This window comes from Kitasatospora sp. NPDC057738 (genome assembly GCF_042798815.1).
Taxonomy (GTDB): Bacteria; Actinomycetota; Actinomycetes; order Streptomycetales; family Streptomycetaceae; genus Kitasatospora; species Kitasatospora lactacystinica.
In genome coordinates this window covers 25,806-51,312 of record NZ_JBHVJT010000072.1, presented here as the reverse complement: position 1 = coordinate 51,312, position 25,507 = coordinate 25,806, and the positions used below count along the sequence as shown (strand labels likewise).

20 protein-coding genes, 1 tRNA gene and 1 pseudogene are annotated in these 25,507 nt (G+C 73.7%); 9 read left to right on the top strand and 13 right to left on the bottom strand.

What is annotated here, in order from left to right; genetic code table 11:
* The 7 genes and pseudogenes from ACFVGO_RS31125 to ACFVGO_RS31095 form a co-directional block, all read right to left on the bottom strand.
* A pseudogene (locus tag ACFVGO_RS31125) lies at positions 1-605 on the bottom strand (hypothetical protein); the annotation flags it as partial.
* A 150-nt stretch (positions 606-755) separates the two neighbouring features.
* Positions 756-1,382 carry a GNAT family protein gene (locus ACFVGO_RS31120; protein ID WP_359899884.1) on the bottom strand — a complete coding sequence of 209 codons (627 nt, stop codon included), beginning with the start codon at positions 1,380-1,382 and terminating at the stop codon, positions 756-758.
* Positions 1,379-1,927: a MogA/MoaB family molybdenum cofactor biosynthesis protein gene (locus ACFVGO_RS31115; protein ID WP_359899788.1), complete on the bottom strand. Its 549-nt coding sequence runs from the start codon at positions 1,925-1,927 to the stop codon at positions 1,379-1,381. The genes ACFVGO_RS31120 and ACFVGO_RS31115 overlap by 4 nt, the downstream gene beginning before the upstream one ends.
* Complete coding sequence (gene moaC / locus ACFVGO_RS31110) at positions 1,924-2,364, bottom strand: cyclic pyranopterin monophosphate synthase MoaC (RefSeq protein WP_380635337.1); 441 nt, start codon at positions 2,362-2,364, stop codon at positions 1,924-1,926. The genes ACFVGO_RS31115 and moaC overlap by 4 nt, the downstream gene beginning before the upstream one ends.
* A 127-nt stretch (positions 2,365-2,491) precedes the next feature.
* Positions 2,492-3,829: a gephyrin-like molybdotransferase Glp gene (gene glp, locus ACFVGO_RS31105; RefSeq protein ID WP_359899792.1), complete on the bottom strand. Its 1,338-nt coding sequence runs from the start codon at positions 3,827-3,829 to the stop codon at positions 2,492-2,494.
* 34 nt (positions 3,830-3,863) lie between these two features.
* Positions 3,864-4,784, bottom strand: a complete 921-nt coding sequence (galU, locus tag ACFVGO_RS31100) for a UTP--glucose-1-phosphate uridylyltransferase GalU (protein ID WP_359899794.1) — start codon at positions 4,782-4,784, stop codon at positions 3,864-3,866.
* A 50-nt stretch (positions 4,785-4,834) separates the two neighbouring features.
* Positions 4,835-5,770 carry a GGDEF domain-containing protein gene (locus ACFVGO_RS31095; RefSeq protein ID WP_359899796.1) on the bottom strand — a complete coding sequence of 312 codons (936 nt, stop codon included), beginning with the start codon at positions 5,768-5,770 and terminating at the stop codon, positions 4,835-4,837.
* A 63-nt stretch (positions 5,771-5,833) separates the two neighbouring features.
* Here ACFVGO_RS31095 and ACFVGO_RS31090 point away from each other — a divergent pair, with 63 nt between their 5' ends.
* Positions 5,834-6,424, top strand: coding sequence for a 5-formyltetrahydrofolate cyclo-ligase (locus ACFVGO_RS31090; RefSeq protein WP_380353975.1), 591 nt, complete (start codon positions 5,834-5,836; stop codon positions 6,422-6,424).
* A gap of 63 nt (positions 6,425-6,487) precedes the next feature.
* Here the strand turns inward: ACFVGO_RS31090 and ACFVGO_RS31085 are convergent, their stop codons facing one another.
* Entirely contained in the window at positions 6,488-9,208 is a 2,721-nt protein-coding gene (locus ACFVGO_RS31085; RefSeq protein WP_359899800.1) for a penicillin acylase family protein, read from the bottom strand.
* A 239-nt stretch (positions 9,209-9,447) separates the two neighbouring features.
* Between ACFVGO_RS31085 and ACFVGO_RS31080 the strand changes: the two genes are divergently transcribed.
* The 5 genes from ACFVGO_RS31080 to mscL all read left to right on the top strand — a co-directional run bounded on the left by ACFVGO_RS31080 (position 9,448) and on the right by mscL (position 14,238).
* Positions 9,448-10,932 carry a potassium/proton antiporter gene (locus tag ACFVGO_RS31080; protein ID WP_380353977.1) on the top strand — a complete coding sequence of 495 codons (1,485 nt, stop codon included), beginning with the start codon at positions 9,448-9,450 and terminating at the stop codon, positions 10,930-10,932.
* A gap of 395 nt (positions 10,933-11,327) precedes the next feature.
* Positions 11,328-12,701, top strand: a complete 1,374-nt coding sequence (locus ACFVGO_RS31075; RefSeq protein WP_380635332.1) for an MFS transporter — start codon at positions 11,328-11,330, stop codon at positions 12,699-12,701.
* A 126-nt stretch (positions 12,702-12,827) separates the two neighbouring features.
* On the top strand, positions 12,828-13,145 hold the full coding sequence (locus tag ACFVGO_RS31070; RefSeq protein ID WP_359899804.1) for an FmdB family zinc ribbon protein: 318 nt from the start codon (positions 12,828-12,830) through the stop codon (positions 13,143-13,145).
* Positions 13,146-13,503: 358 nt separating this feature from the next.
* Positions 13,504-13,788: a hypothetical protein gene (locus ACFVGO_RS31065; RefSeq protein WP_359899806.1), complete on the top strand. Its 285-nt coding sequence runs from the start codon at positions 13,504-13,506 to the stop codon at positions 13,786-13,788.
* A gap of 30 nt (positions 13,789-13,818) precedes the next feature.
* Positions 13,819-14,238: a large conductance mechanosensitive channel protein MscL gene (gene mscL, locus ACFVGO_RS31060; protein ID WP_359899808.1), complete on the top strand. Its 420-nt coding sequence runs from the start codon at positions 13,819-13,821 to the stop codon at positions 14,236-14,238.
* A gap of 35 nt (positions 14,239-14,273) precedes the next feature.
* On the opposite strand, the gene ACFVGO_RS31055 is transcribed toward mscL, so the two are convergent.
* Complete coding sequence (locus ACFVGO_RS31055) at positions 14,274-14,495, bottom strand: hypothetical protein (protein ID WP_359899810.1); 222 nt, start codon at positions 14,493-14,495, stop codon at positions 14,274-14,276.
* A gap of 190 nt (positions 14,496-14,685) precedes the next feature.
* Positions 14,686-15,657 (bottom strand): sigma-70 family RNA polymerase sigma factor, encoded by a 972-nt coding sequence (locus tag ACFVGO_RS31050; RefSeq protein WP_380635329.1) that lies wholly within the window; start codon positions 15,655-15,657, stop codon positions 14,686-14,688.
* 424 nt (positions 15,658-16,081) lie between these two features.
* On the opposite strand from ACFVGO_RS31050, the gene ACFVGO_RS31045 reads away from it, so the two are divergent.
* Complete coding sequence (locus ACFVGO_RS31045; RefSeq protein WP_359899814.1) at positions 16,082-16,930, top strand: phosphatase PAP2 family protein; 849 nt, start codon at positions 16,082-16,084, stop codon at positions 16,928-16,930.
* A 111-nt stretch (positions 16,931-17,041) separates the two neighbouring features.
* Entirely contained in the window at positions 17,042-17,932 is an 891-nt protein-coding gene (locus ACFVGO_RS31040; protein WP_359899816.1) for a carbon-nitrogen hydrolase family protein, read from the top strand.
* Between the two features lie 91 nt (positions 17,933-18,023).
* Here ACFVGO_RS31040 and ACFVGO_RS31035 read toward each other — a convergent pair whose 3' ends face one another.
* Positions 18,024-20,492, bottom strand: coding sequence for an ABC transporter permease (locus ACFVGO_RS31035; protein WP_359899818.1), 2,469 nt, complete (start codon positions 20,490-20,492; stop codon positions 18,024-18,026).
* A gap of 313 nt (positions 20,493-20,805) precedes the next feature.
* Positions 20,806-20,878, bottom strand: a tRNA-Arg gene (locus ACFVGO_RS31030).
* Positions 20,879-21,055: 177 nt separating this feature from the next.
* Between ACFVGO_RS31030 and ACFVGO_RS31025 the strand changes: the two genes are divergently transcribed.
* A complete protein-coding gene (locus tag ACFVGO_RS31025) occupies positions 21,056-22,594 on the top strand; it encodes a glycosyltransferase family 39 protein (RefSeq protein WP_380353988.1) in 1,539 nt (512 codons plus the stop codon).
* A 143-nt stretch (positions 22,595-22,737) separates the two neighbouring features.
* Here ACFVGO_RS31025 and ACFVGO_RS31020 read toward each other — a convergent pair whose 3' ends face one another.
* Entirely contained in the window at positions 22,738-25,239 is a 2,502-nt protein-coding gene (locus tag ACFVGO_RS31020) for a D-alanyl-D-alanine carboxypeptidase family protein (protein ID WP_380635325.1), read from the bottom strand.
* Positions 25,240-25,507: the final 268 nt, after the last annotated feature.

Below are 25,507 nucleotides of genomic sequence, written 5' to 3'. Positions count from 1 at the left end.
GGGGCGGCGCCGGGCGCCGCGGCCTCGGCGCGCTGCTGCTCGCGCTTGCGCAGCCGCTCGGCCGCCTGGGCGGCCCGGACCCGGTCGAGCTTCACCTCGTACCGCTGGCGCTCCAGCTTGCGCAGGTGGCCGATGTACACGGTGAGGAGGACCGCCGGGACCGCCGGGACCCAGAGGAAGGCCAGTCCGGCCACCGCGGCGACCACCGCGCCGAGCGCGAAGGAGAAGAAGAGGGCGGTGACCATCCGGCGCCGGCGGGCCAGCAGCCGCGCCCGGCGTTCGGTGCCGGCCCGCGGCTCGGGGGCCGGCCGTTCGGCCGGGCGCCGAACCGGGGGTTCGGGCTCCCGCGCGGGGTCGCCGGAGGAGGTCCCGTCCCGTTCGGGAGGACCGTCGTCGCTCTGTTCGCCGTCACGCGGTTCGTCGCCCAGGGCCCGGGCCGCCCGCCGTTCCAGCCCCGAACGCCCGGCCAGCAGGCGGATGGCGGTGCTGAAGCGTTCCGTCGGGCGCGCCTCGTTGAGTTCGTCCTGCCTGCGGAGCCACATCGGCACCAGATAGGCGGCCCAGGCCCCTACGATGACGGCGTAGATAAGGCCGCTACTGCTCACGATTCACACCGTACGGGCGCCGGGGAAGGCCTGGCAGCAATTTGGCGCGGCGTGTCGTGTGATCAAGCTGATTCTCCGACTATTTTGCCGCTATTTGTGGGGGTCCGGTGCCCCTCCGATGCCATATCGATATTTCTTTCGAACATGTATTCAATTACTGCGCTCGCGCCCGGAACTGAGCGCCCGCCAGCGCTCCAGCATCCCCTCCGGGACCTCCTCGTCGGTCAGCGCGTAGACGAGGTGGTCGCGCCAGTCGCCGTCGATGTGGAGATAGCGCGGCCGGATTCCCTCCGAGCGGAAGCCGAGCTTTTCCACCACGCGCCGGCTCGGGACGTTCTCCGGGCGGATGCAGACCTCGATCCGGTGCAGCCCGAGCGTACGGAAGCAGTGGTTCACCGAAAGCGCCACGGCGGTCGGGATGATGCCGCGGCCGGCCACGTCCTCGTCCACCCAGTACCCGATGTTCGCCGAGCACATCGAGCCCCAGGTGATCCCGCCGACGGTCAACTGGCCGACCAGGCGGCCCTTGTGGAGCACGACGAAGGGCAGCATCCGGCCGGCCGAGGCCTCGCCGCGCAGGAAGCGGACCATCTGCCGGTACGTCGGCCGGGGGCCGCTCACCCGACCCGCCGGGCCGGGCGGCACGGTGGCCTCCCAGCGGCGCAGCCAGTCCCGGTTGCGGCGGCTCACCTCCTGCCACTCGCGCTGGTCGCGCGCCCGGATGGGGCGCAGCACGACGTCCCCCTCGTGGAGTTCTACCGGCCAGCCGGCGTTCAGTGCCCGCTCCTGGATGCTGGAGCCCCGGTCGCTGGGGCGTCGGGCCGGGGGTGGTCCCCGCCGCCGAGCTGGTCGACGGCGTGGGCGAGCAGCGGCTCCAGGACGGCCAGGCCGTCCCTGACGCCGCCGGTCGAGCCCGGCAGGTTGACGATCAGGGTACGTCCGGCGAGCCCGGCGAGCCCGCGGGAGAGCGCCGAGGTCGGCACCTTCTCCCGGCCGTACGCACGGATGGCCTCGGCGATGCCGGGGACCGCCCGGTCGATCACCCGGGCGGTCATCTCGGGGGTGAGGTCCATCGGCGAGATGCCGGTGCCGCCGGTGGTCAGCACCACGTCGTAACCGGCCGCGACGGCCTCCCGCAGCACGGCCTCCACCGGCTCGCCGTCCGGGACGACCCGGGGGCCGTCGGCGGTGAAGCCCATCGCGGTCAGGCCGGCCACCAGCAGCGGGCCGCCGCGGTCCGCGTAGACCCCGGCCGAGGCCCGGTTGGACACCGTGACGGCCAGCGCCCTCCCGGCGGGCACCGCGCCGGCCGGCGCCGTCACGCGTCCACCTCCGGCGCGAACCAGTCGCCGCTCTTGCCGCCGGTCTTGCTCAGCACCCGGACGGACTCGATCGTGGCACCCTTGTCCACCGCCTTGACCATGTCGACGACGGTCAGCCCGGCCACCGCGACGGCGGTCAGCGCCTCCATCTCGACGCCGGTGCGGTCGGCGGTCCGCACGGTGGCGGTGATCTCGACCGCGTCGTCCGCGACGGCGAGGTCGACCTTGACGCCGGAGACCGCGATCGGGTGGCAGAGCGGGATCAGGTCCGGGGTCTTCTTGGCGCCCATGATCCCGGCGATCCGGGCCACCGCGAGGGCGTCGCCCTTGGGCACGCCCTCGCCGCGCAGCAGCTCGACCACCTGCGGGGAGACCCGCACCCGGCCGGCCGCCACCGCGGTGCGCGCGGTGGTGGCCTTCTCGGAGACGTCGACCATCCGGGCGGCGCCCTGGTCGTCGACGTGGGTGAGGCGGTCGCCGGGGGGAGGTGTCGTCACGGGGAACTCCAGGGGCGCGCAGGTCGAATACCGCGCTACCGTACCGTTCCCCGGTCCGGGGAGCCGATCAGGAGTCCAGCAACACCACGTCCACCTCGCTGCCGGCCGGCAGCGCGGTGGTGTCCTCGGGGACGGTGATCAGGCAGTTCGCCCGGGCCAGCGCGCCGACCAGGTGCGACCCGGCGCCGCCCACCGGCTCCACCGTGCCGTCCGCCGCCGAGTAGCGGCCGCGCAGGAACTGCCGCCGGCCCGCCGGGGAGCGCAGCGCCGCCGGGCAGAGCGCGCGGACGACCGGGCGGTGCACCTGCGCGGCGCCGAGCATGGTGCGGATGACCGGACGGACGAAGAGCTCGAAGGAGATGTAGGCGCTCACCGGGTTGCCGGGCAGGGCGAGCAGCGGCACCCCGGCCGCGCCGCCGATCCGGCCGAAGCCTTGCGGCTTGCCGGGCTGCATCCGCAGGCGCCGGAAGTCGACGCCCCCGTAGGACTCGAAGACCTCCTTGACCACGTCGTACGCGCCGACGCTGACCCCGCCGCTGGTGACGATCAGGTCGGCCCGGCCGAGCTGGTCCTCCAGGACGGCGCGCAGCCGCTCGGCCTCGTCCGGGACGGCGCCGACCCGGTAGGCGATGGCGCCGGCCTCCTGGGCGGCCGCGGTGAGGGTGAAGCTGTTGGAGTCGGCGATCTGCCCGGGGCCGACCGGCTCGCCGGGCTGGACCAGCTCGCTGCCGGTGGACAGCACCACGACCCGGGGCCGCGGGCGGACCTTCACGGTGGGCCGGCCGATCGCGGCGAGCAGGCCGAGCTGGGCGGGACCGAGCCGGGTGCCGGCCTCCAGCACCCGGGTGCCGGCCGTGACGTCGCTGCCGCGGCGGCGGATGTGCGCGCCCTCGGCGACCGGGCGCAGGACCCGGACCTCCTCGTCCGGGACCGGCGCGGTCATCGCGGCGGCGGCCACCCCGGTGCCGGTGCCGCCGTCGGTCCACTCGACCGGGGCGACGGCCCGGGCGCCGGGCGGCAGCGGGGCTCCGGTCATGATCCGGGCGGCCTGGCCGGGGCCGACCCTGGGCAGTTCGTCGGCGCCGGCCGCGATGTCGCCGACCACCGAGAGCACCGACGGGTAGGTGTCGGTGGCGCCCTCGGTGTCGGCGGTGCGGACCGCGTAACCGTCCATCGAGCTGTTGTCGAAGGGCGGCAGGTCGCCGTCGGCGATCACGTCCTCGTCGAGCCGGCAGCCCTGGGCGTCGAGCAGCTGGAGCTCGATCGCGGGCAGCGGGCCGACCGCGGCCAGCACGTCGGCGAGGTGCTCGTCCACCGTCCAGAGGCGGGGGGCCGCCGGGGCCGGGTCCGCTCCGGCGTCGCAGCAGGCGCTGGGCGTGGTGCTGGGCTCGGTGGACCCGGTCATCGGCGGCTCGCTCTCTGTCGTGGTCGGTCCTGCGTCAGGCCTGCATCTCGGAGCCGACGAACTCCCGCAGCCAGGAGCGGAACTCCGGGCCCAGGTCCTCGCGTTCGGCGGCCAGACGGACGATAGCGCGCAGGTAGTCGGCGCGGTCGCCGGTGTCGTAGCGACGGCCCTTGAAGAGCACGCCGTGCACCTGGCCGCCGTCCGCGGCCTCGCGGTTGGTCAGCTCGCGCAGGGCGTCGGTCAGCTGGATCTCGCCGCCGCGGCCGGGCGGGGTCTCCCGCAGCACGTCGAAGACCAGCGGGTCGAGGACGTAGCGGCCGATCACGGCGTAGGCGGACGGGGCCTCGCCGGGCTCGGGCTTCTCGACCAGGTCGGTCACCTGGAAGACGTCCTCGCCGAAGCCGTTCGCCTTGACGGCGGCGCAGCCGTAGAGGTGGATCTGGGAGGGGTCGACCTCCATCAGGGCGACGACCGAGCCGCCGAGCTGCTGCTGCACCTCGATCATCCGGGAGAGCAGCGGGTCGCGCGGGTCGATCAGGTCGTCGCCGAGCAGGACGGCGAAGGGCTGGCCGGCGACGTGCTGCTCGGCGACCGAGACGGCGTGGCCGAGGCCCTTCGGGTCGCCCTGGCGGACGTAGTGCATGTTGGCCAGCTCGACGGACTCGCGCACCCGGGCCAGGCGCTGCTCGTCGCCCTTGCGGACCAGCAGCTCCTCCAGCTCGTAGGCGCGGTCGAAGTGGTCCTCCAGGGCGCGCTTGTTGCGGCCGGTGACCATCAGTATGTCGGACAGGCCCGCGGCGGAGGCCTCCTCCACGACGTACTGGATCGCCGGCTTGTCGACGACCGGGAGCATCTCCTTCGGGGTGGCCTTGGTCGCCGGGAGGAAGCGGGTGCCCAGTCCGGCCGCGGGTACCACGGCCTTGGTTACCGGAACTCGGGAGTTGGTCGTCGTCATGCGTTTACCTTACTCAGGCACGTTTTCGCCCGGCCGAGCGCAGGCGGCGGCTAGGACAGCACGTCGCGGGGCCCGGCCACAGTGGCTGGCGTATGGGTCGCGACCGGCTGGGCGAGGGGGTCCCGGCCGACACAGGCCGACAGACTACCCGCCTTTCCCGAACGGTCACGTTCGGCATCCGGTCCGTGATCGGACGGGCAACCGGCCTGCTCGGAACGGTCGGTTCGGGGGCCATCGGTTCCCGGGCGGTCGGGTTCCCCGAGTTGCCGGGACGAGAGCCGCCAGCAGTCGCCGCCGGCCGCCCGGGCCGCGGCGAGCGCGGAGTCGGCGGCGCGCAGCAGGACGGCCGCGTGGGTGCCGTCCTCGGGCAGCACGGCGATGCCGGCGGCGGCGGTCAGGCCGTTGCCGGCGGCTTGGCGGGACTCGCGCGGGCCGGAGGACCAGTCCAGCAGCAGGTGCCGGCGGACCGACCAGACCAGCCGCTCGGCGACCTGCGCGGCGCCCTCGGCCCCGGTGTCCGGCAGCACCACCAGGAACTCCTCGCCGCCGTAGCGGCCGAGGGTGTCGGCCCGGCGGATCTCCATCGCGAGCCGCTGGGCGAGGTCGCGCAGCACCGCGCCCGCCCGGCCCCGGCCGTGCTCGGCGACGACCGCGTCGAAGCCGGTGATGGCCAGCATCAGCACGGCGAGCGGGCGCGGGCCGTCGGCCTGCTCGGTGTGCTCGGCGCGGCGGGCCCGTTCGATCTCCCGGTCCAGGGTGAGCTGGAGGTGGCGGTAGTTCCACACACCGGTGAGCGGGTCGCAGGAGGCGGTGCGCTCCAGCTCGGCGCAGCGCTCCTCCAGTTCGGCGATCCGCCCGCGCAGCCGCTGGGCCCCGGCGGCGGCCCCGGCCCGCTCCCGCCGTCCGCGCAGTCCGAGGGCGGTGGCGCCGGCCAGTGCGGGGACGCTCAGTGCGGCCAGGGCCTGGACCAGCAGCGGGGTGGTCAATGGGGGGTGCCCTTTCGCGTGTCAGGCTCTGCGCGTCGACGGTGCGCAGGCCAGGAGGATCGGATGAACGAGGATCGGATGCCCAACGAGAAGAGCGGCCTCAGGACACGGCTGTTGACGCAACGGCGCGAACTGGCCGCCGAGGAGCGCGCGGAGGCCGCCGGCGCGCTGGCCGCGCACGCCGGGGAGCTGGCCGCCGCGGGCGCCACGGTGGCCGCCTACGTCTCGGTGGGCGCCGAGCCCGGGACGCGGCCGCTGCTGGACGCGCTGCGGGCGCGCGGGGTGCGGGTGCTGCTGCCGGTGCTGCTGGCGGACAACGACCTGGACTGGGCCGAGTACGCGGGGCCCGACGCGCTGGCCCCGGCCGGACGCGGGCTGCTGGAGCCGGTCGGCCCGCGGCTCGGGCCGCAGGCGGTGACGGGGGCCGCGGTGGTGCTGCTGCCGGGCCTGGCGGTGGACCGCTCCGGGCTGCGGCTGGGCCGGGGCGGCGGCAGCTACGACCGGGTGCTGGCCCGGCTGGCGCGGGCGGGCGCGCGGCCGGTGCTGGCGGTGCTGCTGTACGAGCACGAGCTGCTGGAGCGGGTGCCGGCCGAGCCGCACGACCGGCCGGTGGACCTGGCGGTGCTGCCCTCGGGGGTGCGCAGGCTGGGGTGAGAACGGCGGCGGCCCCGCTCCCTCGGGGGGAACGGGGCCGCCGGTGGCCGGGCCGCCCGGGCGTCAGCCGGTGGTGAGGACCAGCTTGTGCTTGGTGGCCTTCTCGACCGCGTCGGGCGAGTAGGACCAGGTCAGCAGCTTGCCCTTGAGCCAGAGGTCGGTCTGGTCGTTGTAGTTGTCGTGGAAGGCGTGGCCGGAGGCGCCGCCGACGTTGATCCAGCGCGAGGAGTCGAGGTCGTTCAGGTCGACCACCATGCGCATCGACGGGATCCAGTCCACCTGGTAGCCGGCCGCCGCGTTCCAGCCGGCCGCGTCGACCGCCGCCGAGCCGCCGGAGAGCCGGTACGGGCCGCGGTTGAGCAGCTTGTGCACCGCGCCGGAGGCGATCGAGGAGTTGTCGGTGCCGAGGGTCTGCTCGCGCAGCTCCAGCTTGTGCAGGCGGCCCCAGCTCCAGGTGGAGACGTCCTTGCTGAGCAGCGAGGTCAGCTCCTGGCGGGCGTTCTTCATCGCCTCCTGGAGCAGGTTGTTCAGGCCCTTCTGCTCCTTGTGCTGGTCGTCGATGTACGTCCACCACGAGCTGTCGGGCTTCTCCAGCTGCTGGCGGACCACCTCGGTCCAGCGGTCGCCGCCGTCCGGCTGGGCCTTGCCCGGCTCGCGGGTGCCGCACTCGGTGACGATCTTGGTGGAGCTGTCCGGCTTGGTCGGGTCGTCCTGCTGGCGGACCAGCAGGCAGTTGTCCTTGGCCCGCAGGTCGGCCGGGAACTTCTGGCCGAAGGCCAGGATCAGCAGCTGGCGCCAGACGCCGTTGTAGTAGGCGGCGGCGGCCGAGTCGGCGTCCTGGTGGAAGTTCCAGTCCTTCAGCAGGTCCTGGGCCTCGCGCACGTACGGGTCGCTGATCGGCTGCTTGAGCAGCAGCGGGACGAGCGTCTTGGCCATCACGCTGGTGTTGTCCAGCTGGAGGGTCTGCATGTCGTCCGGCGAGATCTTGCCGTTGTTCTTGAGCAGGCCCTCGATCTGGTCGGTGATCTCCTTGGCGCGGGTGCCGTACTCCCAGTCCTTGGTCAGGTTGTACTTGTAGCTCGGGTCCACCACGGCCTGGTTGGCGGTGACGATGTAGCCGGCCGAGGGGTTGAGGCTCCAGGGCAGCGCGGTGAAGGGGATCGGGTCCTTCCACTGGTACGCGGAGTCCCAGCCCGGCGAGGGGAGGGTGCCGTCGCCCTTGCCGCGGACCGGGATGCTGCCCGGGGCCTGGTAGCCGATGTTCTTGGCGTCGGCGTAGATCAGGTTCTGCGCGGGGACGGTGAAGTCCTTGGCGGCGGCGCGGAACTCGTCCCAGTTCTTCGCCTTGTCCAGTTCGAAGACGGCGTCCATGGTCTTGCCGGGGCTGAGCGCCGTCCACTGCAGGGCGACGCCGTAGCCGCTGGTGCCGCGGTCCGGGGCGGACTGGCCGTTGGGTGCGTACTTGCCGACGTTCTGCTGCTCGCTGCTCTGGTCGGAGATCAGCGGGGCGCCGGTCTGGGTGGTGCGGACGGTGATGGTGCGGTCCTCCCCGCCGGCGACCTTGATGGTCTCCTTGCGGAGGTCGAACTTCACGTCCTTGCCGTCCACCTGGTAGGTCTCCGGGCCGGTGACCTTCTCCAGGTAGAGGTCGGTGACGTCGGCGCCGAGGTTGGTGAAGCCCCAGGCGATGTCCTTGTTGTGTCCGATGATCACGCCGGGCATGCCCGCGAAGGTGAAGCCGGAGACGTCGAACTGGCAGGCCGGGGAGGCGGTCCGGCAGTGCAGGCCCATCTGGTACCAGACCGAGGGCAGGCCGGGGCCGAGGTGCGGGTCGTTGGCCAGCAGCGGCTTGCCGGTGGTGGTGTGCGAGCCGGCGACCACCCAGGAGTTGGAGCCGATGCCCTGGCCGGGGCGGCCGAGCAGCTGCGGCATCGAGTCGACCCGGTCGGTCAGGCCCTGCAGCATCGCCTTGGTGGCCGCCGCGCCCTGGGCGGTGGCGGCCGTTCCGGCGGCCGTCCCGGACAGCGGGGAGCCGTCGGCGGGACGGTAGTTGTCGCCGGTCACGGCGCCGGTCTTCACGATGGTGCCGTTGCGGGCGTACGGATAGTCCGGGTACAGCTCGGCGATCTTGTCGGGGCCGAAGTCCTGGGCCAGCAGCGAGCGGTCGATCTCCTCCTGGAGGTTCCCGGAGAGGTTCCAGGCCATCGCCTTGAGCCAGGCCACCGAGTCGACCGGGGACCACTGCTCGGGCCGGTAGCCGCCGTTGACGACGCCGAGCAGGCCGTACTCCAGCGAGGCCTTCGCGCCGCCGGGGTGCTCGGCGAGCCACGCGTTCACGCCGTCCGAGTAGGCCTGGAGGTGCTTCTTGGTCTCCGGCGACAGCTTGGTGTCGAACTCCTTCTGCGCCACCTGCCGCCAGCCCATGGTGCGGATGAACGCGTCGGTGTCGACCTGGCCGTCGCCGAACATCTCGGAGAGCCGGCCGGCCGTGATGTGCCGGCGGACGTCCATCTCCCAGAAACGGTCCTGCGCCTGGACGTAGCCCTGGGCACGGAAAAGGTCCTCGTCGGTGTCGGCGTACAGCTGCGGGATGCCGTTGGCGTCCCGCTTGACGTCGACGGGCGCGCTCAGGCCCGGCACCTTGACGCTGCCGTCGACCTCCGGGAAGGAGGCGCGGACCGCGGAGACCCCGCGGTAGCCGCCGTAGCCGGTGCCGGCCACCAGCAGCACGACCAGCACGATCACGATCAGACGGGCGCGCCGGAACTTCTTCGAGCGGGGCATCTGGGTCCTTGCGGTCCTGACTTCGGGGCGGGCGGGCGTGTCCAGGGCCTGCGGCCGTGACAGGGCACCACATTAGGCCGAGTCGGCCGGGCACCGTGAACGGGGGACCAAGCTAAAGATATGGCAAAATGTTAGACTGCGTAACGATCCGCAAGAGGAGCATTGACGACTTCTTAACGGGTCACCCCACAGCACCACCAGACACCCCGCCCGCCCATGCCTGCCCGAGGTGCCCCTGCGTGAACGTCTCCCATCTGAACCAGCTCCTGCTTGAGTCCTCCGTGATCCTGCTGTTCGCGGTGGGCGCCGTCCGCCTCTCCACCCGATCAGGGCTGCCCAGCCTGCTGATCTATCTCGGGATCGGCGTGGCGCTGGGACAGAACGGGATCGGCGTCACGTTCAACAACGCCGAGCTCACCCAGGTGCTCGGCTACGCGGCACTCGTGGTGATCCTCGCCGAGGGCGGCCTCAAGACCAGCTGGCGGGAGATCAAGCCGGTCATGCCGGCCGCGACCGTGCTCGCCACCGTCGGCGTCGGCATCAGTGTCTTCGCCACCGCCGCCGGCGCGCACTGGCTGGTCGGCCTGGACTGGCGCACCTCACTGCTGCTGGGCGCCATCGTCTCCTCGACCGACGCGGCCGCCGTCTTCTCCGTGCTGCGGATGGTCCCGCTGCCGCACCGGCTCACCGGCCTGCTGGAGGCCGAGTCCGGCTTCAACGACGCGCCCGTGGTCATCCTGGTCGTCGCCTTCGCCACCACCGGGGAACTGGACACCTGGTACGTCCTGATCGGCACGATCGCCGCCGAACTGGCGATCGGCGCCGCGGTGGGCCTCGCCGTCGGAAAGATGGGCTCCTACGGGCTCAAGCACGTCGCACTGCCCTCCTCGGGCCTCTACCCGATCGCCGTGATGGCGCTCACCGTGCTCGCGTACGCCGGCGGCGCGCTGCTGCACGGCTCCGGCTTCCTCGCCGTCTACATCAGCGCGGTGATACTCGGGAACTCCAAGCTGCCGCACGGCCCCGCCGTCCGGGGCTTCGCCGACGGACTGGCATGGATCGGGCAGATCGGCATGTTCGTGCTGCTCGGGCTGCTCGTCACGCCCGAGACCATGGGCGACGCGGTGGTGCCCGCGCTGGTGATCGGCGGAGTGCTGGTGTTCCTGGCACGACCGCTGTCGGTGATGGTCTCGCTCACCCCGTTCAAGGTGCCGGCCCGCGAGCAGGCGCTGCTGAGCTGGGCCGGACTGCGCGGGGCGGTGCCCATCGTGCTGGCCACCATCCCGGTGGTGTCCGGCGCGCACCGGGCCGAGGACGTCTTCAACATCGTCTTCATCCTCGTCGTCGTCTTCACCCTCCTCCAGGGGCCGACCCTGCCGTGGGTGGCCAAGCGGCTGCGGATCGACGAGGGCGACATGGGCCAGGACCTGGGCATCGAGTCCGCCCCGCTGGAGAAGCTGCACGGGCACCTGCTGTCGGTCGCGCTCTCCCCCACCTCGAAGATGTCGGGCGTGGAGATCAGCGAACTGCGGCTGCCCAAGGGGGCCGCTGTCACCCTGGTCGTGCGGGAGGGGAACTCCTTCGTGCCGGACAAGGCGACGGTGCTGCGCGGCGGGGACGAACTGCTGGTGGTCACCACGGACGAGGTCGGCGAGGCGGCGGAGCGGCGGCTGCGGGCCGTGGACAAGGGCGGCAAGCTCGCGGGGTGGCTGAACGGGCGGTGAGCGCGGGGGTCGGCTCGGCTCGGCCCCTTCACTGCTCGAAACCGGCTGGGGCGGGCCGTCACGGCCGCTCCGGCTCGCCCGGCCCGCCCGGCTCCTCCGGCCCGTCACGGCTGGGGCAGGCCGGAGGGGCCTGGGTCGGCCGAGGGTCGGCCGAGGGTATCTACGCGCGTAACTGATACGATGGTTCGATCATCCGTATAACCACCGCTAGACCACCCCCAATTTCTGCCTGACGCAGAGTTGGCGCGACCGCTCGGCGGCCGCGGTCCGGCTCCCGGCCACCACGCCGGACCGGCCCGGTATCTACCCCGGTCGACGCGCGAGAGGACGACTCTCGGCGCCGTCGGGGCCACACCATGCCCTGCCGCGCTACCAGGCAGCAGGAAGGACCGACCGTGACGGCGCGCCGAACGGTCGACACCGCCGCGGACCACGCGGCCACCCCCGCAGCTCCGGCCCCCGCCCGCGTCGGGTACGGCGAGCTGCTGCGCACGCCCGGGGCCTGGACGTTCCTGTCCCCCGCCCTCGTCGCGCGGCTGCCGTACGCGATGCTCAGCATGGGCATCCTGCTGCTCGTCACCCGGACCCACGGCTCGTACGGCACCGCCGGTACGGTCACCGCGGTCGCCGCCGTCGCCCAGGCCCTGGTCGGGCCGCAGACCGGGCGGCTCGCGGACCGCTACGGCCAGGCCGCGGTGCTCGTCCCGACCGTCCTGGTGCACGCGGCCGCGGTCGGCGCGCTGATCGCGCTCGCGCTCGGTCACGCGCCCGCCTGGAGCCTGTTCCTGGCCGCCGTCCCGGCCGGTGCGAGCGTTCCGCAGGTCGGCGCGATGGTCCGGGCCCGCTGGGTGGCCACGTTCACCGCGGACGGCGCCTCCGACGCCTCCGCGGCCCGGGTGAGCACCGCCTTCGCCTTCGAGTCCGTGACGGACGAGTTCACCTTCGTGATCGGCCCGATCCTGGCCTCCGGCATCGCCGCCCTCGCCAACCCGGCCACCGCCCTGGTCGCCGAGGCCGCGCTGACCCTCGTCGGCGGCCTGGCCTTCGCCGCCCAGCGGCGCACCGCCCCGGCCCGGATCGTGCCGCAGCCCGGCACCAAGCGCGCCTCGGCGCTCGCCTCCCCCGGCGTCCGCCTGCTGGCCGGGACCTTCCTCGGGGTCGGCGCGGTGTTCGGCGGCATGCAGGTGTCGGTGAACGCCTTCGCCGACTCGGTCGGGCAGCACGACGCCGGCGGCACCGTGTACGGGATCTTCGCCGGCGGCTCGATGCTGGCCGGCGTGCTGTACGGCGTGATCGCCTGGCGGCGGCCGGTGCAGCAGCGGATGCTGATCAGCTACACCCTGCTGGTGCTGGGCTGCTCGGTGCTGTGGGCGATGCCCAACCTGGTCGCGCTGACCGTCGCCGGGCTGGTCTGCGGACTGGCCATCGCGCCGACCCTGATCAGCGGCTACACCCTGGTCGAGACGCTGGTCGCGGACGGGGCCAAGACGGAGGCCTTCACCTGGCTGACCGGCGCGATCGGGCTGGGGCTGGCCGTCGGCTCGATGGCGGCGGGCCGGCTTATCGACGGGCACGGGCCCTCGACCGGGTTCCTGGTGCCGGTGGCCGGGGCCGGACTGGGGCTGATCGTGCTGCTCTCGCTGCGGCACCTGCTGGTGGCACCGGGACCCGGGGCGGCCGTCGCGGGCACCGCTCCGGCCCGGGGTTCGGGCGACGTCCCGGCGGAGCACGGCGGTGCCGGACGGCTGGTGGGCGCGGCCAAGGGCTGAGCGGGAGGCGGTCCGGTGGCCGGGCCCGGCCCATCTCACACCGGAGTCGCTGGACTGATCCCGCGGAATGCCGCATCATTGACCATCGTTAGCACTCATCAGGCGAGAGTGCCAGGAGGAAGACAAGTGCCCACGTACCAGTACCAGTGCACCGAGTGCGGCAACGGCCTGGAGGCGGTGCAGAAGTTCACCGACGAGGCGCTGACCACGTGCCCCGACTGCCAGGGACGACTCCGCAAGGTCTTCTCGGCCGTGGGCGTCGTGTTCAAGGGCTCCGGCTTCTACCGGACCGACAGCCGCTCGTCCTCCAGCAGCACGGTGGGCGCCGGGTCGTCGTCGACCCCCTCGACGTCGTCCGCCACGTCCACGTCCTCCTCGGCTTCGTCCTCGTCGTCGAGCTCCGGCTCCTCGTCGTCGTCCAGCCCGGCTCCCGCCGCGAGCTGACCTCGGCACCGGGCCATCGGCCCGGGACGGCCCGCAGACCTCGGAGAGGCCCGTCGGCCCCGCTTCCACGCGGGGACGGCGGGCCTTTCCGCGTTCCCGTCGGCTCCGGCCGTCGGCCTCCCCGCTTTCCCCTCTTCCCCCGCTTCCCCCCTCCTCCCCTTCTTGCCCCGCTGCGGCCCCATGGGCTTTCCGTCACCCCGGACGGGCCGGAGCAACTCGTGCGGGTGAACGAAGTTGTCCACAGGGCCCGGTTGTCCACAGGCCTGGGGAAATTGCTGTCCGAGTTCGCCGGAAACGCTCATCGTGTGGGCATCCGGTCCGCGAGGGGCCGGGCCGCCGACACTCCGGAGGTGCGTCGATGACGACCGCGAACTTCTCCCTGCCCCTACCCCTCCCGCTGCCCGCGCCCGCCGTGCCGCCCCGGCAGGAGCTGCCGGGCTTCCCGCCGATCCGGCGCGGGTGCGGCGGGTGGCACCGCTGGCGCAGTGCGGTGCGACGGCGGGCCGGGGTGCCCGTCCTGGTGCTGCTCGCGGTGGCGGCGGCGCTGGCGCTGGGGCCCGCGCGGGCCGGTCTGCCGCCGCCCCAGGGGGGCGCGCTGGGCCGGACGGGTTGTCAATCCGGGACTGCGGAAGATCACCCGTAACCGGGGGGCGACTTCGTCGTTCGAGGCGGCATGAAGGGCTTCAAGGAATTCCTGCTGCGTGGAAATGTCATCGACCTCGCCGTGGCCGTGGTCATCGGCGCGGCTTTCACCAACATCGTCAACGCCTTCGTCAAGGGCGTGATCAATCCACTCGTCGGCGTCTTCGGGACGAAGGACCTCGCGTCCTACAGTTCCTGCCTCAAGGGGCCCTGCGAGGTGAGCCCGACCGGCGAGGTCACGTCCGGAATCCTCATCCTGTGGGGATCGGTGCTCAGCGCCGCAATCCAGTTCCTGATCACCGCGGCGGTCGTCTACTTCGTTCTGATCGTGCCCATGAACAAGCTGGCGGCCCACCGCAAGACCCTCGCCGAGAAGGCGGCGGACCTCGAAGCCAAGGAGGTCACCCTGCTGACCGAGATCCGCGACGCGCTGGTCGCGCCGCTGCGCTGACCGACGGGTGCCGGTCGGCGCCCGGTCCCCGTTCCTCAGCCCCCGTGGTGCGGCGGGCGCTGACTCAGGTACCAGTCCAGCCCCCGTCCACCACCCTCCCCCGCCCCGGGGCGGGCACCCCAGCCCGCATCGGTGTCGTCGCTGGACTGCTGGTCCAACGGGTCCCGGAAGACCAGCCGGGCCTTGGCGGCCGCAGCCTCCCGGGGCTCCTGCGCCCGGTCCTGCTCCTGGCCCTTTTCCTGCCCCTGCTCGCTCACGCCGTCCACTCCGTCCACTCGTCCCTCCCCTCCAGCCTAAGAGCCCCGCGGCACGCCTCGGGCCCCGGTGCGGAACGCTCCGCGCCAGGGCCCGGATGAGGGCTCGGCCAGCGGGCCCGGCCGGCCCGTCGGACGGGCTGTCGGGCGGCCTGCCAGGCGGCAACTGCCGGGTGGCCTGTCGGGTGGCCTGTCAGGCGGCTTCGAAGCCCGCGTGGTCGGCGATCTTCTTCAGCTCGGCCAGCGCGTGCTTCTCGATCTGGCGGATCCGCTCGCGGGTGAGGCCGTGCTGCTTGCCCACCTCGGTGAGGGTGCGCTCACGGCCGTCCTCCATTCCGTAGCGGGAGCGGATGATCGAGGCGGTGCGGTCGTCCAACCGCCCGATCAGGTCGTCCAGTTCCTCGCGGCGGAGCATGACCATCACGGCGTCCTCGGGGGACGTGGCCCCGGTGTCCTCGACGAGGTCACCGAACTGGGTCTCGCCCTCGTCGTCGACCGACATGTTGAGGCTGACCGGGTCGCGCGCCCAGTCCAGCACGTCCTTGATCCGGGCCTCGGTGGTGTCCAGCTCGGCCGCTATCTCGGCCGGCTCCGCCTCACGGCCCAGCTCCTTGGACTTCTCCCGCTGCACCCGCCGGATCCGCCCGAGCTCCTCCACCAGGTGCACGGGCAGCCGGATGGTGCGGGACTGGTCGGCGATGGACCGGGTGATCGCCTGCCGGATCCACCACGTCGCGTACGTGGAGAACTTGAAGCCCTTGGCGTAGTCGAACTTCTCGACGGCGCGCACCAGGCCCGCGTTGCCCTCCTGGATGAGGTCCAGCAGCGGCAGGCCGCTGCGCGGGTAGCGACGGGCGACGGCGACCACGAGCCGGAGGTTGGACCGGATGAAGACGTCCTTGGCGCGCTCGGCGTCGGCGGCTACCGTCTCCAGCTCCTCGCGCGTGACGCCGTCGGGGAGTCCGCCCTCGTCCATCAGGTGCTGGGCGTACACGCCGGCCTCGATCCGCAGCGAGAGCTCGACCTCCTCGGCGGCATCGAGCAGGGGTGTCCTGGCGATCTCGTCGAGGTACATGCCGACCAGGTCGCGGTCGGCCTCAAGGTTGGTCGGGCGGGCCGCGCGACTCCGGTCGGCCCTGTCGCGAACGACGGCACGGGTGGCCATGCTTGCTCCCTTTGCTGGTATTGCCGAGGTCTGCCTGCCTGCCTCGTGAGGGCAAGAAGTGCGGGCCCCTGGAGGCACACACGTAACGATCCAACGAACAGAATCCGGACAACATTCCCAAGTCACTCAGATTCTTCCCGGCGATGCAGTATCCTGCCGGTTTTCACCCCGGCCTCGAACGCTGAGTGACCGGTCGGACGCGTCCCGTACCATCGGCCAACTATCCCGGGAGCGATGTCTTCACTCGACCGACACGCTGCCGCCGCCCACCCGTTGAACCCGCGAACGGCCGCCGACGTTCCCCGCGTTCCCCGCTTTCCGCGGCCGCACGCACCCCGGCACACGCAGGTCCTCCTCACAAACGATGCCGAATCGCTATCACTCCGGCTCTTGCCCGGCACGGGACACTGGGAAGGTGTCAGTCATGCACCTGACCAACGGCACGAACCGCCTCACTGCGCGTAACCGCAGTCTCCTTCGGGACACCGCGCTCGCGCTGGGCTGTGCCGCACTGTTCGGCCTGCTGGCCGCTCCGGTGACCGGCCAGTGGCACCCGCTGGTCCGCTTCGACCAGGAGTGGATCGGCGAACTGCACACCTACGCCCGGGAACACCGGGTGTGGACCGCCTCCGTGCAGACGCTCTCGGACATCGGCGGCACCGTCACGATGCGGATGCTGCTCGGAATCGCCGCCGGGTGGCTCTGGTTGATCGGCGCACGGGTGCTGGCCGGCTGGGTGGCCGCCCAGGCGCTGGTCGGCTGGGGCGCCCAGTGGGCGCTGAAGCTGGCCTTCGGCCGCAGCCGCCCCTCCTTCACCGATCCGGTCTCGCACGCCGACGGCCCGGCCTTCCCCTCCGGACACGCCATGGCCTCGGCGATCACCTGCGCCGTCCTGGTCGGCCTGCTCTGGTACCGGGTCGGCCGGCGCGGCCGCACCGCCGCCTGCCTGGTGGCGGCGGCCACGGTGCTGACCATCGGCTGGACCCGGATCGCGCTCGGGGTGCACTGGCCCAGCGACGTCCTGGCCGGCTGGCTGGCCGCCGGCATCGTGCTGGGCACCGTGACCGCCGTGATCCAGGTCTGGCGCCCCGGCGCCCTGGCCCGGGACGTACGGCGGGTCAACTGGCGCACCAGGGACCGGGTCCAGCGGGTCGTCGTGTCGGGCGGGCGCTCCTCGCGCACGGCCGCCCCGCTGGACGAGGACGGGCCGCACGGCCCGCCGGAGGAGGTCCCGGGCGACCCGTCCGGCCGGGCCGACGAGACCGTCCGCTGAGGCCTCGTCAACCCACGGCCCGCTCCCGGCCACCGCCGACCACCGCCGACCACCGCCGACCACCGCCGACCACCGCCGACCACCGCCGACCACCGCGCTAGCGTGGCGGCCATGCCCGACACCACCGCCCCCACCGCCCCCATCTCCTCCGCCGCGCCCGCCGGTTACCCCGTGCGCCCGCTGCGGATCGCCACCGTCCAGGCCCAGGCCGTGGCCGGTGACATACCCGCCAACGTCGCCCAGGCCGCCGAACTGATCCGCGAGGCCGCCCGGGCCGGCGCCCGGCTGGTGCTGTTCGCGGAGAAGGTCCTCTCCGGGTACGAGCCCGAGCTGATCAGCGCCGACCCCGTCAAGTACGCCGTCCAGACCGGCGATCCGCGCCTCACGCCGATCGCCGAGGCCTGCCGCGAGACCGGCACCGCCGCCATCGTCGGCGCCGCCGTACGGGACGGCGCCGACCTGCGCGTCTCCGCCCTCGTCCTGGGCCCGGACGGCGAGTTCGTCACCCGCTACGACAAGCAGCACCTGTTCATGACCGAACGCGAGCACTACCGCCCCGGGACGGCCGGCTGCACCCTGGAGCTGGACGGCTGGCGGCTCGGGCTCGGCGTCTGCTACGACTCCGGCTTCCCCGAGCACGCCCGGGCCGCCGCGCTCGACGGCTGCCACGCGTACCTGGTCGGCGCGCTGTTCAGCATGGGACACGGCCACCACGAGTCCCGCACCTGGTTCCCGGCCCGCGCGCTCGACAACACCCTCTACACGGTGCTCGCCAACCACATCGGCCGCACCGGCGGCTGGCACACCTGCGGCGGGAGCGCGGTCTGGGGCCCGGACGGCCGGCTGATCGCCGAAGCGAGCGAGGACCGGCGCGAACTCGTCGTCGTCGACCTCGACCCGGACGTCCTGCGCCGCACCCGCGAAACCGAGTCCCTCCTCGCCGACCTCGCCCTCGCCACCGCCCGCCCGCAGGCCCCCCGAGCCCGCTTCACCCTGGCCTGACGCACCTCGGCGGCCACCCCGGCCGGCCACCCCGGCCGGGAGCGTCGGGGCACGGGGCGCGGTCGGCTCCGGCGCACCGGCCACGGCCCGGTCAGGAGGCGCGCATCGCCGCCACCGCGGTCATCCGGCCGACCCGGCGGGCCGGCAGCACCGCGGCGGCCAGGCCGACCAGGACGGTCAGGGTCAGGGCGGCCAGCACCGGCAGGACCGGCGGGGTGCCGACCGTTCCCAGCGTCGAGGTGATCGAGCGGGCGGCCGCCCAGCCGTAGGTGACGCCCAGGCCGGTGCCGACCAGCGCGCCGGCCAGCGAGAGCAGCAGCGCCTCCAGGGTGAGCATCCGGCGCAGTTGCTCGCGCGACATCCCGATCGCGCGCAGCATGCCGATCTCGCGGGAGCGTTCGCTGATGCTGAGCATCAGGGTGGCCGCGACGCCCAGGCCGGCGATGGCGACGGAGAAGGACAGCAGGGCCATGCTGACGGTCTTCAGCCGGTCCAGCAGCGAGCGCAGGGTGTCCGCCTGGGCGGCCGTGTCGGCGACGGTCACCTGCGGGTGGTCGGCGAGGGCGCGGTCCAGGGCCCGGCGGGCGGTCGGCCGGTCGTCGCCGGCGGCCGGGGAGATCCAGGCCGTGGTGACGGGCGCGCCGGGGGCGAGGCGGTCCAGGGTCGTGGGCGTCACCAGCAGGGTGGCGCCGCTCTGCAGGGTGAACGGCAGGCTGCTGCGGCCGGGTTGGAGCCTCAGCTCGACGCCGCCGGCCCGCCGCACCCCGGTCTCGCCGAGTCCGCTCAGTGCGGTGCCCTCGGTGAGTGCGCGGGCCCGGTCCACGTCGTCCGTCGAGGAGTTGAGCCGGGTGGGGTCGACGGCGGCGACCACGGTGGGCCGGCCGTCGAGGTCGACGGTGGCCGAGCGGACCGGGGTGACGGTCAGCCCGTGGTCGGCGCCGAGGGCACCGAGTGCCCCGGTGGGCAGGGCGCCGCCGCCGGTGGCGGCCGCCGAGAAGACGCCGGGCTGGCGCGCGGACATCACGGGCACCAGCGACTGCGAGGTGATGTCGAGCGCGGTGACCGCGCCGACCATCACGGTCACGCCGAGCAGCAGCGCCGAGCCGGTGGCCCCGGTGCGGCCGGGGTTGAGCCGCAGCTGCTGGGTGGCGAGCCGGCCGGCCGTCCCGCCGAGCCTGCGGGCGGGGCGGCCCAGTACGGCGACGACCGCGGGCAGTACCCGGTGGGACAGCCGCAGCACCCCGAAGAAGTTGGCGATGGCACCGACGGTGACGGCGAGCAGCGACAGCGGCGGCGGGGTCAGCGCCCCGGCCACCAGCAGCACCGTGCCCGCGAGCAGCAGCCCGGAGGTCCACACCGCGGCCCGCGCCCTGGCCGCCCCGCCGGCCGGCGCGGGGGTGCCGCCGAGCGCGGCGATCGGCGGCACGGCCGCGGCGGCCTTCGCCGGACCGCGTACGGCCAGCAGGGTCAGCAGCACGCCGAACAGTCCGGCCAGCAGGCAGGTCAGCGGGGAGGGCATCAGCGACAGGTGCACCGGTCCGAGGTCGAGCCCGCCGACCACGGCCGTGCCGAGCGCGCCGAGGGCGACCCCCAGCAGCACGCCCGCCGCCGAGGCGCCCGCCCCGAGCAGCAGTCCCTGGCGGCGGATCAGCCGGCGCAGCTGCTGCCGGTCGGCGCCCACGCAGCGCAGCAGGGCGAGCTGGCGGGTCCGCTGGGCGAGCACGACCGTGAAGGTGTTGCCGACCACCATCCGCGCCACCGCGAGCGCGATCAGGACGAAGGAGAGCGCGGCGACCAGCACCACGCCGTACATGGTGCTGCTCTGCCGGGTCGCCTCGGTGACCGAGGCCGCGCGGGTGTGCACCTGGGCGTCGGCGCCGAGGGCGGCGCGCAGGGCGTCGACGGTCCCGGTCCGGGAGGCGCCGGGGGTGGCCCTGACGTCGAGTCGGTCGGTGGTGACGCCGGTCGCGTAGCCGGCGACCGCGCTCGCCGGGACGCCGATGATCGGGGCTCCGGCGAGGCTCGGGGCGCCCCGCTCGTCCAGGGTGCCGACCAGCCGGGCGGTGGCGGCGGTGCCGTCGGCCCGGGTCAGGTGGACCTCGGCACCCACGGCGGCGTCCAGCCGGTGCGCGGTCCCGGTGTCGAGCAGCACCTCGCCGGGGCCGGCGGGCCAGCGGCCGTCCTTGAGCAGTTGCCATCGCAGCGCCGGGTCCTCGGCGACGGCGCTGACCGCGGCGGTCCGGTCGAGCGGCCGCCCGTCGGCGGCCAGCACGGCGCTCCTGCCGGTCAGCCGAGGGGCCACCGCGGCCACCCCGGGGGTCTGCCGCACCCGCTCGGCGGCGGCCGCGTCCAGCCCGCCGGCCGCGGGCTTCCCGGTCACCTGGATGTCGCCGGGGCCGACCTCGGCGGCCGCGGTCTGGCTGTAGGAGTCCACCAGCGCCCCGCTGCCGCTGACGGAGGCGATCAGGAAGGCCACCCCCAGGGCGATCGCGGCGCCGCTCAGGAGCAGTTGGCGCAGCTGGCCGCGCAGCTCGGCCACGGTGTATCGGTAGGTCGTCATGGTTCCCCGGCTCGTCCGCCCTGACCGGGAACGGTGCTCCGGCAGGGGTCTCGACGAGCCTAGGAGCGCGGCGGCCGCGCCCCGTCGGCACGAGGTCTGTTTCATGATCAAACCGTGGGCGCACGGCGGCCTCCGCCGTCTCCTCCCGGAGAGGTACGCCGCCCCTGACGCCGGCCGGTCCGCCCGCCGCCGGTCGCACCCGGCGGTCGGCGGCGGGCGGCGGGCGGCGAGCCAGCGGGCGGCGCCGGGCCCGGGAACGCCGCAGGCCCCCCGCCCGGAGTGGGCGGAGGGCCTGTGACCTGCTTGTTCGCTGTGCCCCAGGCAGGATTCGAACCTGCGACACCGGCTTTAGGAGAGCCGTGCTCTATCCCCTGAGCTACTGAGGCGCGGCCCGGGTGCTACCAGGCCGCTCACAGCGTACCGGATCAGGGGTGGGGCGCGGGGTGACGGAGGGGGTGCGGGCGGGGTGCGGGCGGCCGACGGGGCGTCAGGGCGGTTCAAGTAGCCTGCCGGGCAGGGTGGGATCCGCCCCGGAACGCCTCGCTAAGGAGACGAAGGACCTGATGAAACCTGCTGTGCACCCGGTGGGCCGGCTGTTGGGGCAGGTGTGGGTGTGGCCCTCGGTGGTCATGCTGGCGGTGGGCGGGTACCGGCTGGGGACGCCGGACCTGTGGCGGGACGAGATGGCGACCTGGACGGTGGCCACCCGCTCCCTGGGGGACCTGCTGCGGCTGCTCCAGCACGTCGACGCCAGCAACGGCGCGTACTACCTGCTGATGCACGGCTGGACGGCGGTGTTCGGCGACTCGACGGTCTCGCTGCGAATACCCTCCGTGCTGGCGATGGCCGGGGCGGCGGCGTTCGTGGCGCTCACCGCCGAGCGGCTGTTCGGCAGCAGGGTGGCGGCGGTCGGGGCCGGACTGCTGTTCTCCGTCCCCCCGGAGATCTCCCGCTACGCCCAGGAGGCGCGCTCCTACGCGCTGGTTACCTGCGCGATCGCGGCGGCCTCGTACTTCCTGCTGCGGGCGCTGGAGCGGCCGACCTGGCGGCGCTGGGCGCCGTACTGCGTGGCCATGGCGCTGGCCGGCGCCGGGCACCTGGTGTCCTTCAGCACGGTCGCCGGGCAGGTGGCGCTCCTGGCGCTGCACCTGTGGCGCACCCGACCGGAGACGGACCGGCGACTGCTGTGGCACTACCCGGTGGCGGTCGCGGTGGCGGCGCTGCCGGTGCTGCCGGTGGTGCTGCTGGGCAGCCGGCAGTCGGACCGGCAGCTGGGCTGGATACCGACCCCCTCCCTGCGCGGCCTCGCCTACTTCGGGGAGCGCCTGTTCGGCTCGGACGTCGTGTTCTACGCCTTCGTCCCGCTGGCGCTGCTGGCACTGGCGCTGCCCGGCCGGCGGATCCGGGCCTGGCAGGCGCTGCTGCTCGCGGAGCTGCCGGTGGTGGGCGTCTGGCTGGTGTCCCGCCTGACCGACACCTCGTACTTCCTCGGGCGGTACCTGCTGTTCACGGTGCCCGCCTGGGCGGTGCTGGCCGGCGGCGGCGCCGGGGCGCTGTACGGCGCGGCGGCGGCCCTGGCCCGGCGACGCGGCCGGGCCCCCCGGGGGGCCGTCGCGGCGGCCGGGCTGCTGACGGTCGGGCTGCTCGCGGTACCGGCCGTGGCGTCGCTGCCGCGGCAGCCCGAGGTTCGGTACGTGGGCTCGCACAACGGCTCGGAGGAGCCGTTCAAGGCGGCGGCCCGGGAGATCTCGGCCGGCTACCGCTCCGGGGACGGGATGGCGGCCCCGCTGGGCGACCAGTCCTGGGCGCTGGCCTGGCCCGGCGTCGACTACTACCTGCCCTCGGACGTGCGCCCCTATCCGGTCTTCGTCGCGCAGAGCGCCGACGACGCCGGGGAGCTCTCGCCGATGCCCTGCCCGCAGCCGGCGGACTGCCTGGGCGGGGTGTCCCGGATCTGGCTGCTGGTCCTCGGCGACACCCAGGACCCGCTGGGCGCGATGCCCACGGACCAGGCGCAGGTGCTCCGCGCCCAGTACGGCGACCCGGACCGGGTGACGCCGCTCGGCGGTCTCACGCTCGCGCTGCTCGACCGGGACGCCTAGCCCCGGCGGAGAAGGAGGAAAAGGAGGAAGGGGAGCCGGTGCGGACCGGCTCCCCTTCCTCCTTCGATGCCTCAGCGGCTCAGTGGCTCAGCAACTCGGCGGCCCAGCGGCTCGGCGGCTCGACGGCTCGACGGCTCGACGGCTCACAGCGTGCGCAGCAGCCGGGACTGGATGGACGGCGGGTTCAGGTCGGACTGGAGGGCCACCGGGACCTCCGCCTTGCCGTCGCCCGCGCCCACCCGCAGCACGCCGACCTCCATGCCGGCCGTCCCCCTGTGGTCGATCTTCGAGGTGTCCAGGGTGACCGTGCCGGAGATGCCGGGGAAGCCCGCCACCACCAGGTCCTTGGTCGCGACGACCGCGACCTTGCCGCCGAGCCCGTCCTCCACCGAGCCGACGACGTCCCCCTTCTTCACCACGACCTGGCCGGTCACGCCGTTCTGCGCGGCCTGGATCTGCTTGCCGCTGACCTTCAGCACGGTCGGCAGGATGCCGTCGCCCGGGTTGGGCGAGGTGGCCTGCTGGCCCAGCGTGACGCCGAGGATCAGCCGCTGCACACCGCCGATCTCCTTGTAGGCGGCCCACATCAGGCAGCCGCCGGCCGGGGTGCTGGAGCCGGTCTTGACGCCGATGACGCCGGTCTTCGGGTTGATCAGGTTGTTGGTGTTGGAGATCTTCGCGTTGTTGAAGTTGGTCTCCGGGGTGGAGACGATCTGCCGGAAGATCTCGTCCTGCATGACCTGCTCGGCCAGCTTCAGCTGGTCCTTGGCGGTGGACTTGGTGTCCGCGCTGAAACCCGCCGGGTCGGCGTAGATGGTGTTGGCCATGCCGAACTTGGCCGAGGTGTCGTTCATCAGCTTGACGAACTCGGCCTCGGAGCCGGAGTGGAAGCGGGCGAGCAGCCGGGCCACGTTGTTGGCCGAGGGCAGCATCAGCAGTTCCAGTGCCTGGTACTCGGTGAGCACCTGGCCCTCGGTGAGCGTCACCCGGGACTCGTCGACGTTGCCGGACTCCTGCGCGGCCTGCTTGTCGACGGTGATCTTCGGGCCGCTCTCCCCCTTCTTCAGGGGGAACTTCTGCAGGATCAGGTAGGCGTTCATCACCTTGGTGACACTGGCGATCGAGGACGGCGTCTCCTGGCCCGAGCTGCCGAGGCTGCCGACGCCGACCACCTCGGCGGCGGACTGGCCCTTGGCCGGCCAGGCGAGGTCGAGCACGTCGCCGGAGAAGCTGTAGCTGCCCGCGGCGGTCATCTTCAGCTTGGGGTCGGGCAGCGGGCGCAGCAGCTGGGCCACCGCGAGCGCGCCGAGCACCACGGCGAGGAAGACCGTCCAGATGGTCACCCGCTTGAGGGCGCGCCGCAGCGGTGAGACCGGGCGGGCGTTGAGGGAGGCCAGGACCTCCATCGCCTCGGCGGTGTTCTCCGGCGACGGCAGCGGCTCCGGTGCGGGCAGCGGCTCGGGCTTGGGCAGCGGCGGGACCGGCGGCACCGGCCGCGGGTCGGGCTCCGGCAGCGGCTTCGGGGCCGGCACGGGCGCGGGCACGGGGGCCGGCTTCGGCAGCGGCGTCCGGCCGGGGGTCGGCTCCGGCTCGGGAACGGGCCCGGGCTCCGGACGCGGCTCGGGCTTCGGCTCCGGCACGGTGCCGGCCGGGGCGGCGGTGCCCGCGGCGGAGGCGCGCGGCGGCGCGGGCTTCTCCAGCTTCTCGGCCCGGTCCGGCCGCTGACCGGGCTGCCCGGTCCTGGTCAGCGCGAGGGTCACGGAGCCGATGGCGGGAGCGTCCTCGGCGTCGGCGTCCTCGGCGTCCTCGGGGTCCCCGGTGTCCTCCGGGTCGTCCTCGGTTCCGGCGTCCCCGGTCTTCCCGGTCTTCTCGGTCTGCTCGCTCTTCTCGGCGGAGCCGGTCTGCTCGGCCTTCCCGGTCCGCTCCGCGCCGCCGGCCCCGTCGGTGCCGTCGGCCTTGCGGGAGTTGTCCGTGTTACGAGCGTTGTCGGCATTGTCGGCCGCTTCGTCGGCCGCCTTCTCCGCCTCGTCCGCGGTCCCGGCCGGTGCGGCCGAGGACCCCGGGCCGCCCTCGGAGTCGCCCTCGGAGCCGGTCTCCCCGGACGGCTCGGCCGCCTTCCGCCCGGCCTTCCCGGCCGCCGTGGCACCCGTCCGCATGGCGAGACGCGGGTCGGCGGCGACCGGACGCCCGGCGGGCGCGGTCTCCTCCGCGGTTTCCGGCGACGTCGCCTTCTCCCCCTCCCCACCTTCGGAACTCCCCTTGCCGGCGGCCTTCACCAGCTCGTCGGGCAGCCGCAGCGCGGTGGTGCTGTTGTCCACCGGCAGCCGCAGCATCGTCGTCCGGCTGTCCACATCCCGGACGCGGAGCTGTACGGTCGAGCCGCCCTTGGGCGCCGCCTCCGGAGCGTCGGCGGGCGCCTTCGGGGCCGCCTCGCCGGAGGCCTCCGCGGGGCTGTCCGAGGAGGTGTCGGAGGAGGTCTCGGCGGTCGCCTCGTCGGCGGCCGTTGCCGACGGCCCGTCAGCAGCCGTACCGGAGCCGCCCTCGGCCGGCCCGGCGGCCGACGCCGCCGTACCGGTCCGTTCGCGCTCGCGGTCGCGCTGCCGCTCGTCGCCGTCCCTCAGCACCCTGTCGGGGGACTCGCCCACGTATCCCAGCCTCCTCAACGCCCGGCGGGGCACCGGCGAACCCGATTTCGGGAAGCCGACGCCCCGCCCCGTGTACCTGTACAGTCTCCGCCACCGGCGGCCGTTCCGGCCGCACACACCCCGCCCGACCGGCGCTTATTGTCGCCACCCGGTCGCGCCGCGGCCTGTTCACCGATCAGACGCAAGGCCCGCCGCCGCCGGTTCCGCACCTTCACCGCAAGGTCACGATTCGGAGGCGTACTCGACAAGCCCGTGTGAGAGGCGTCAC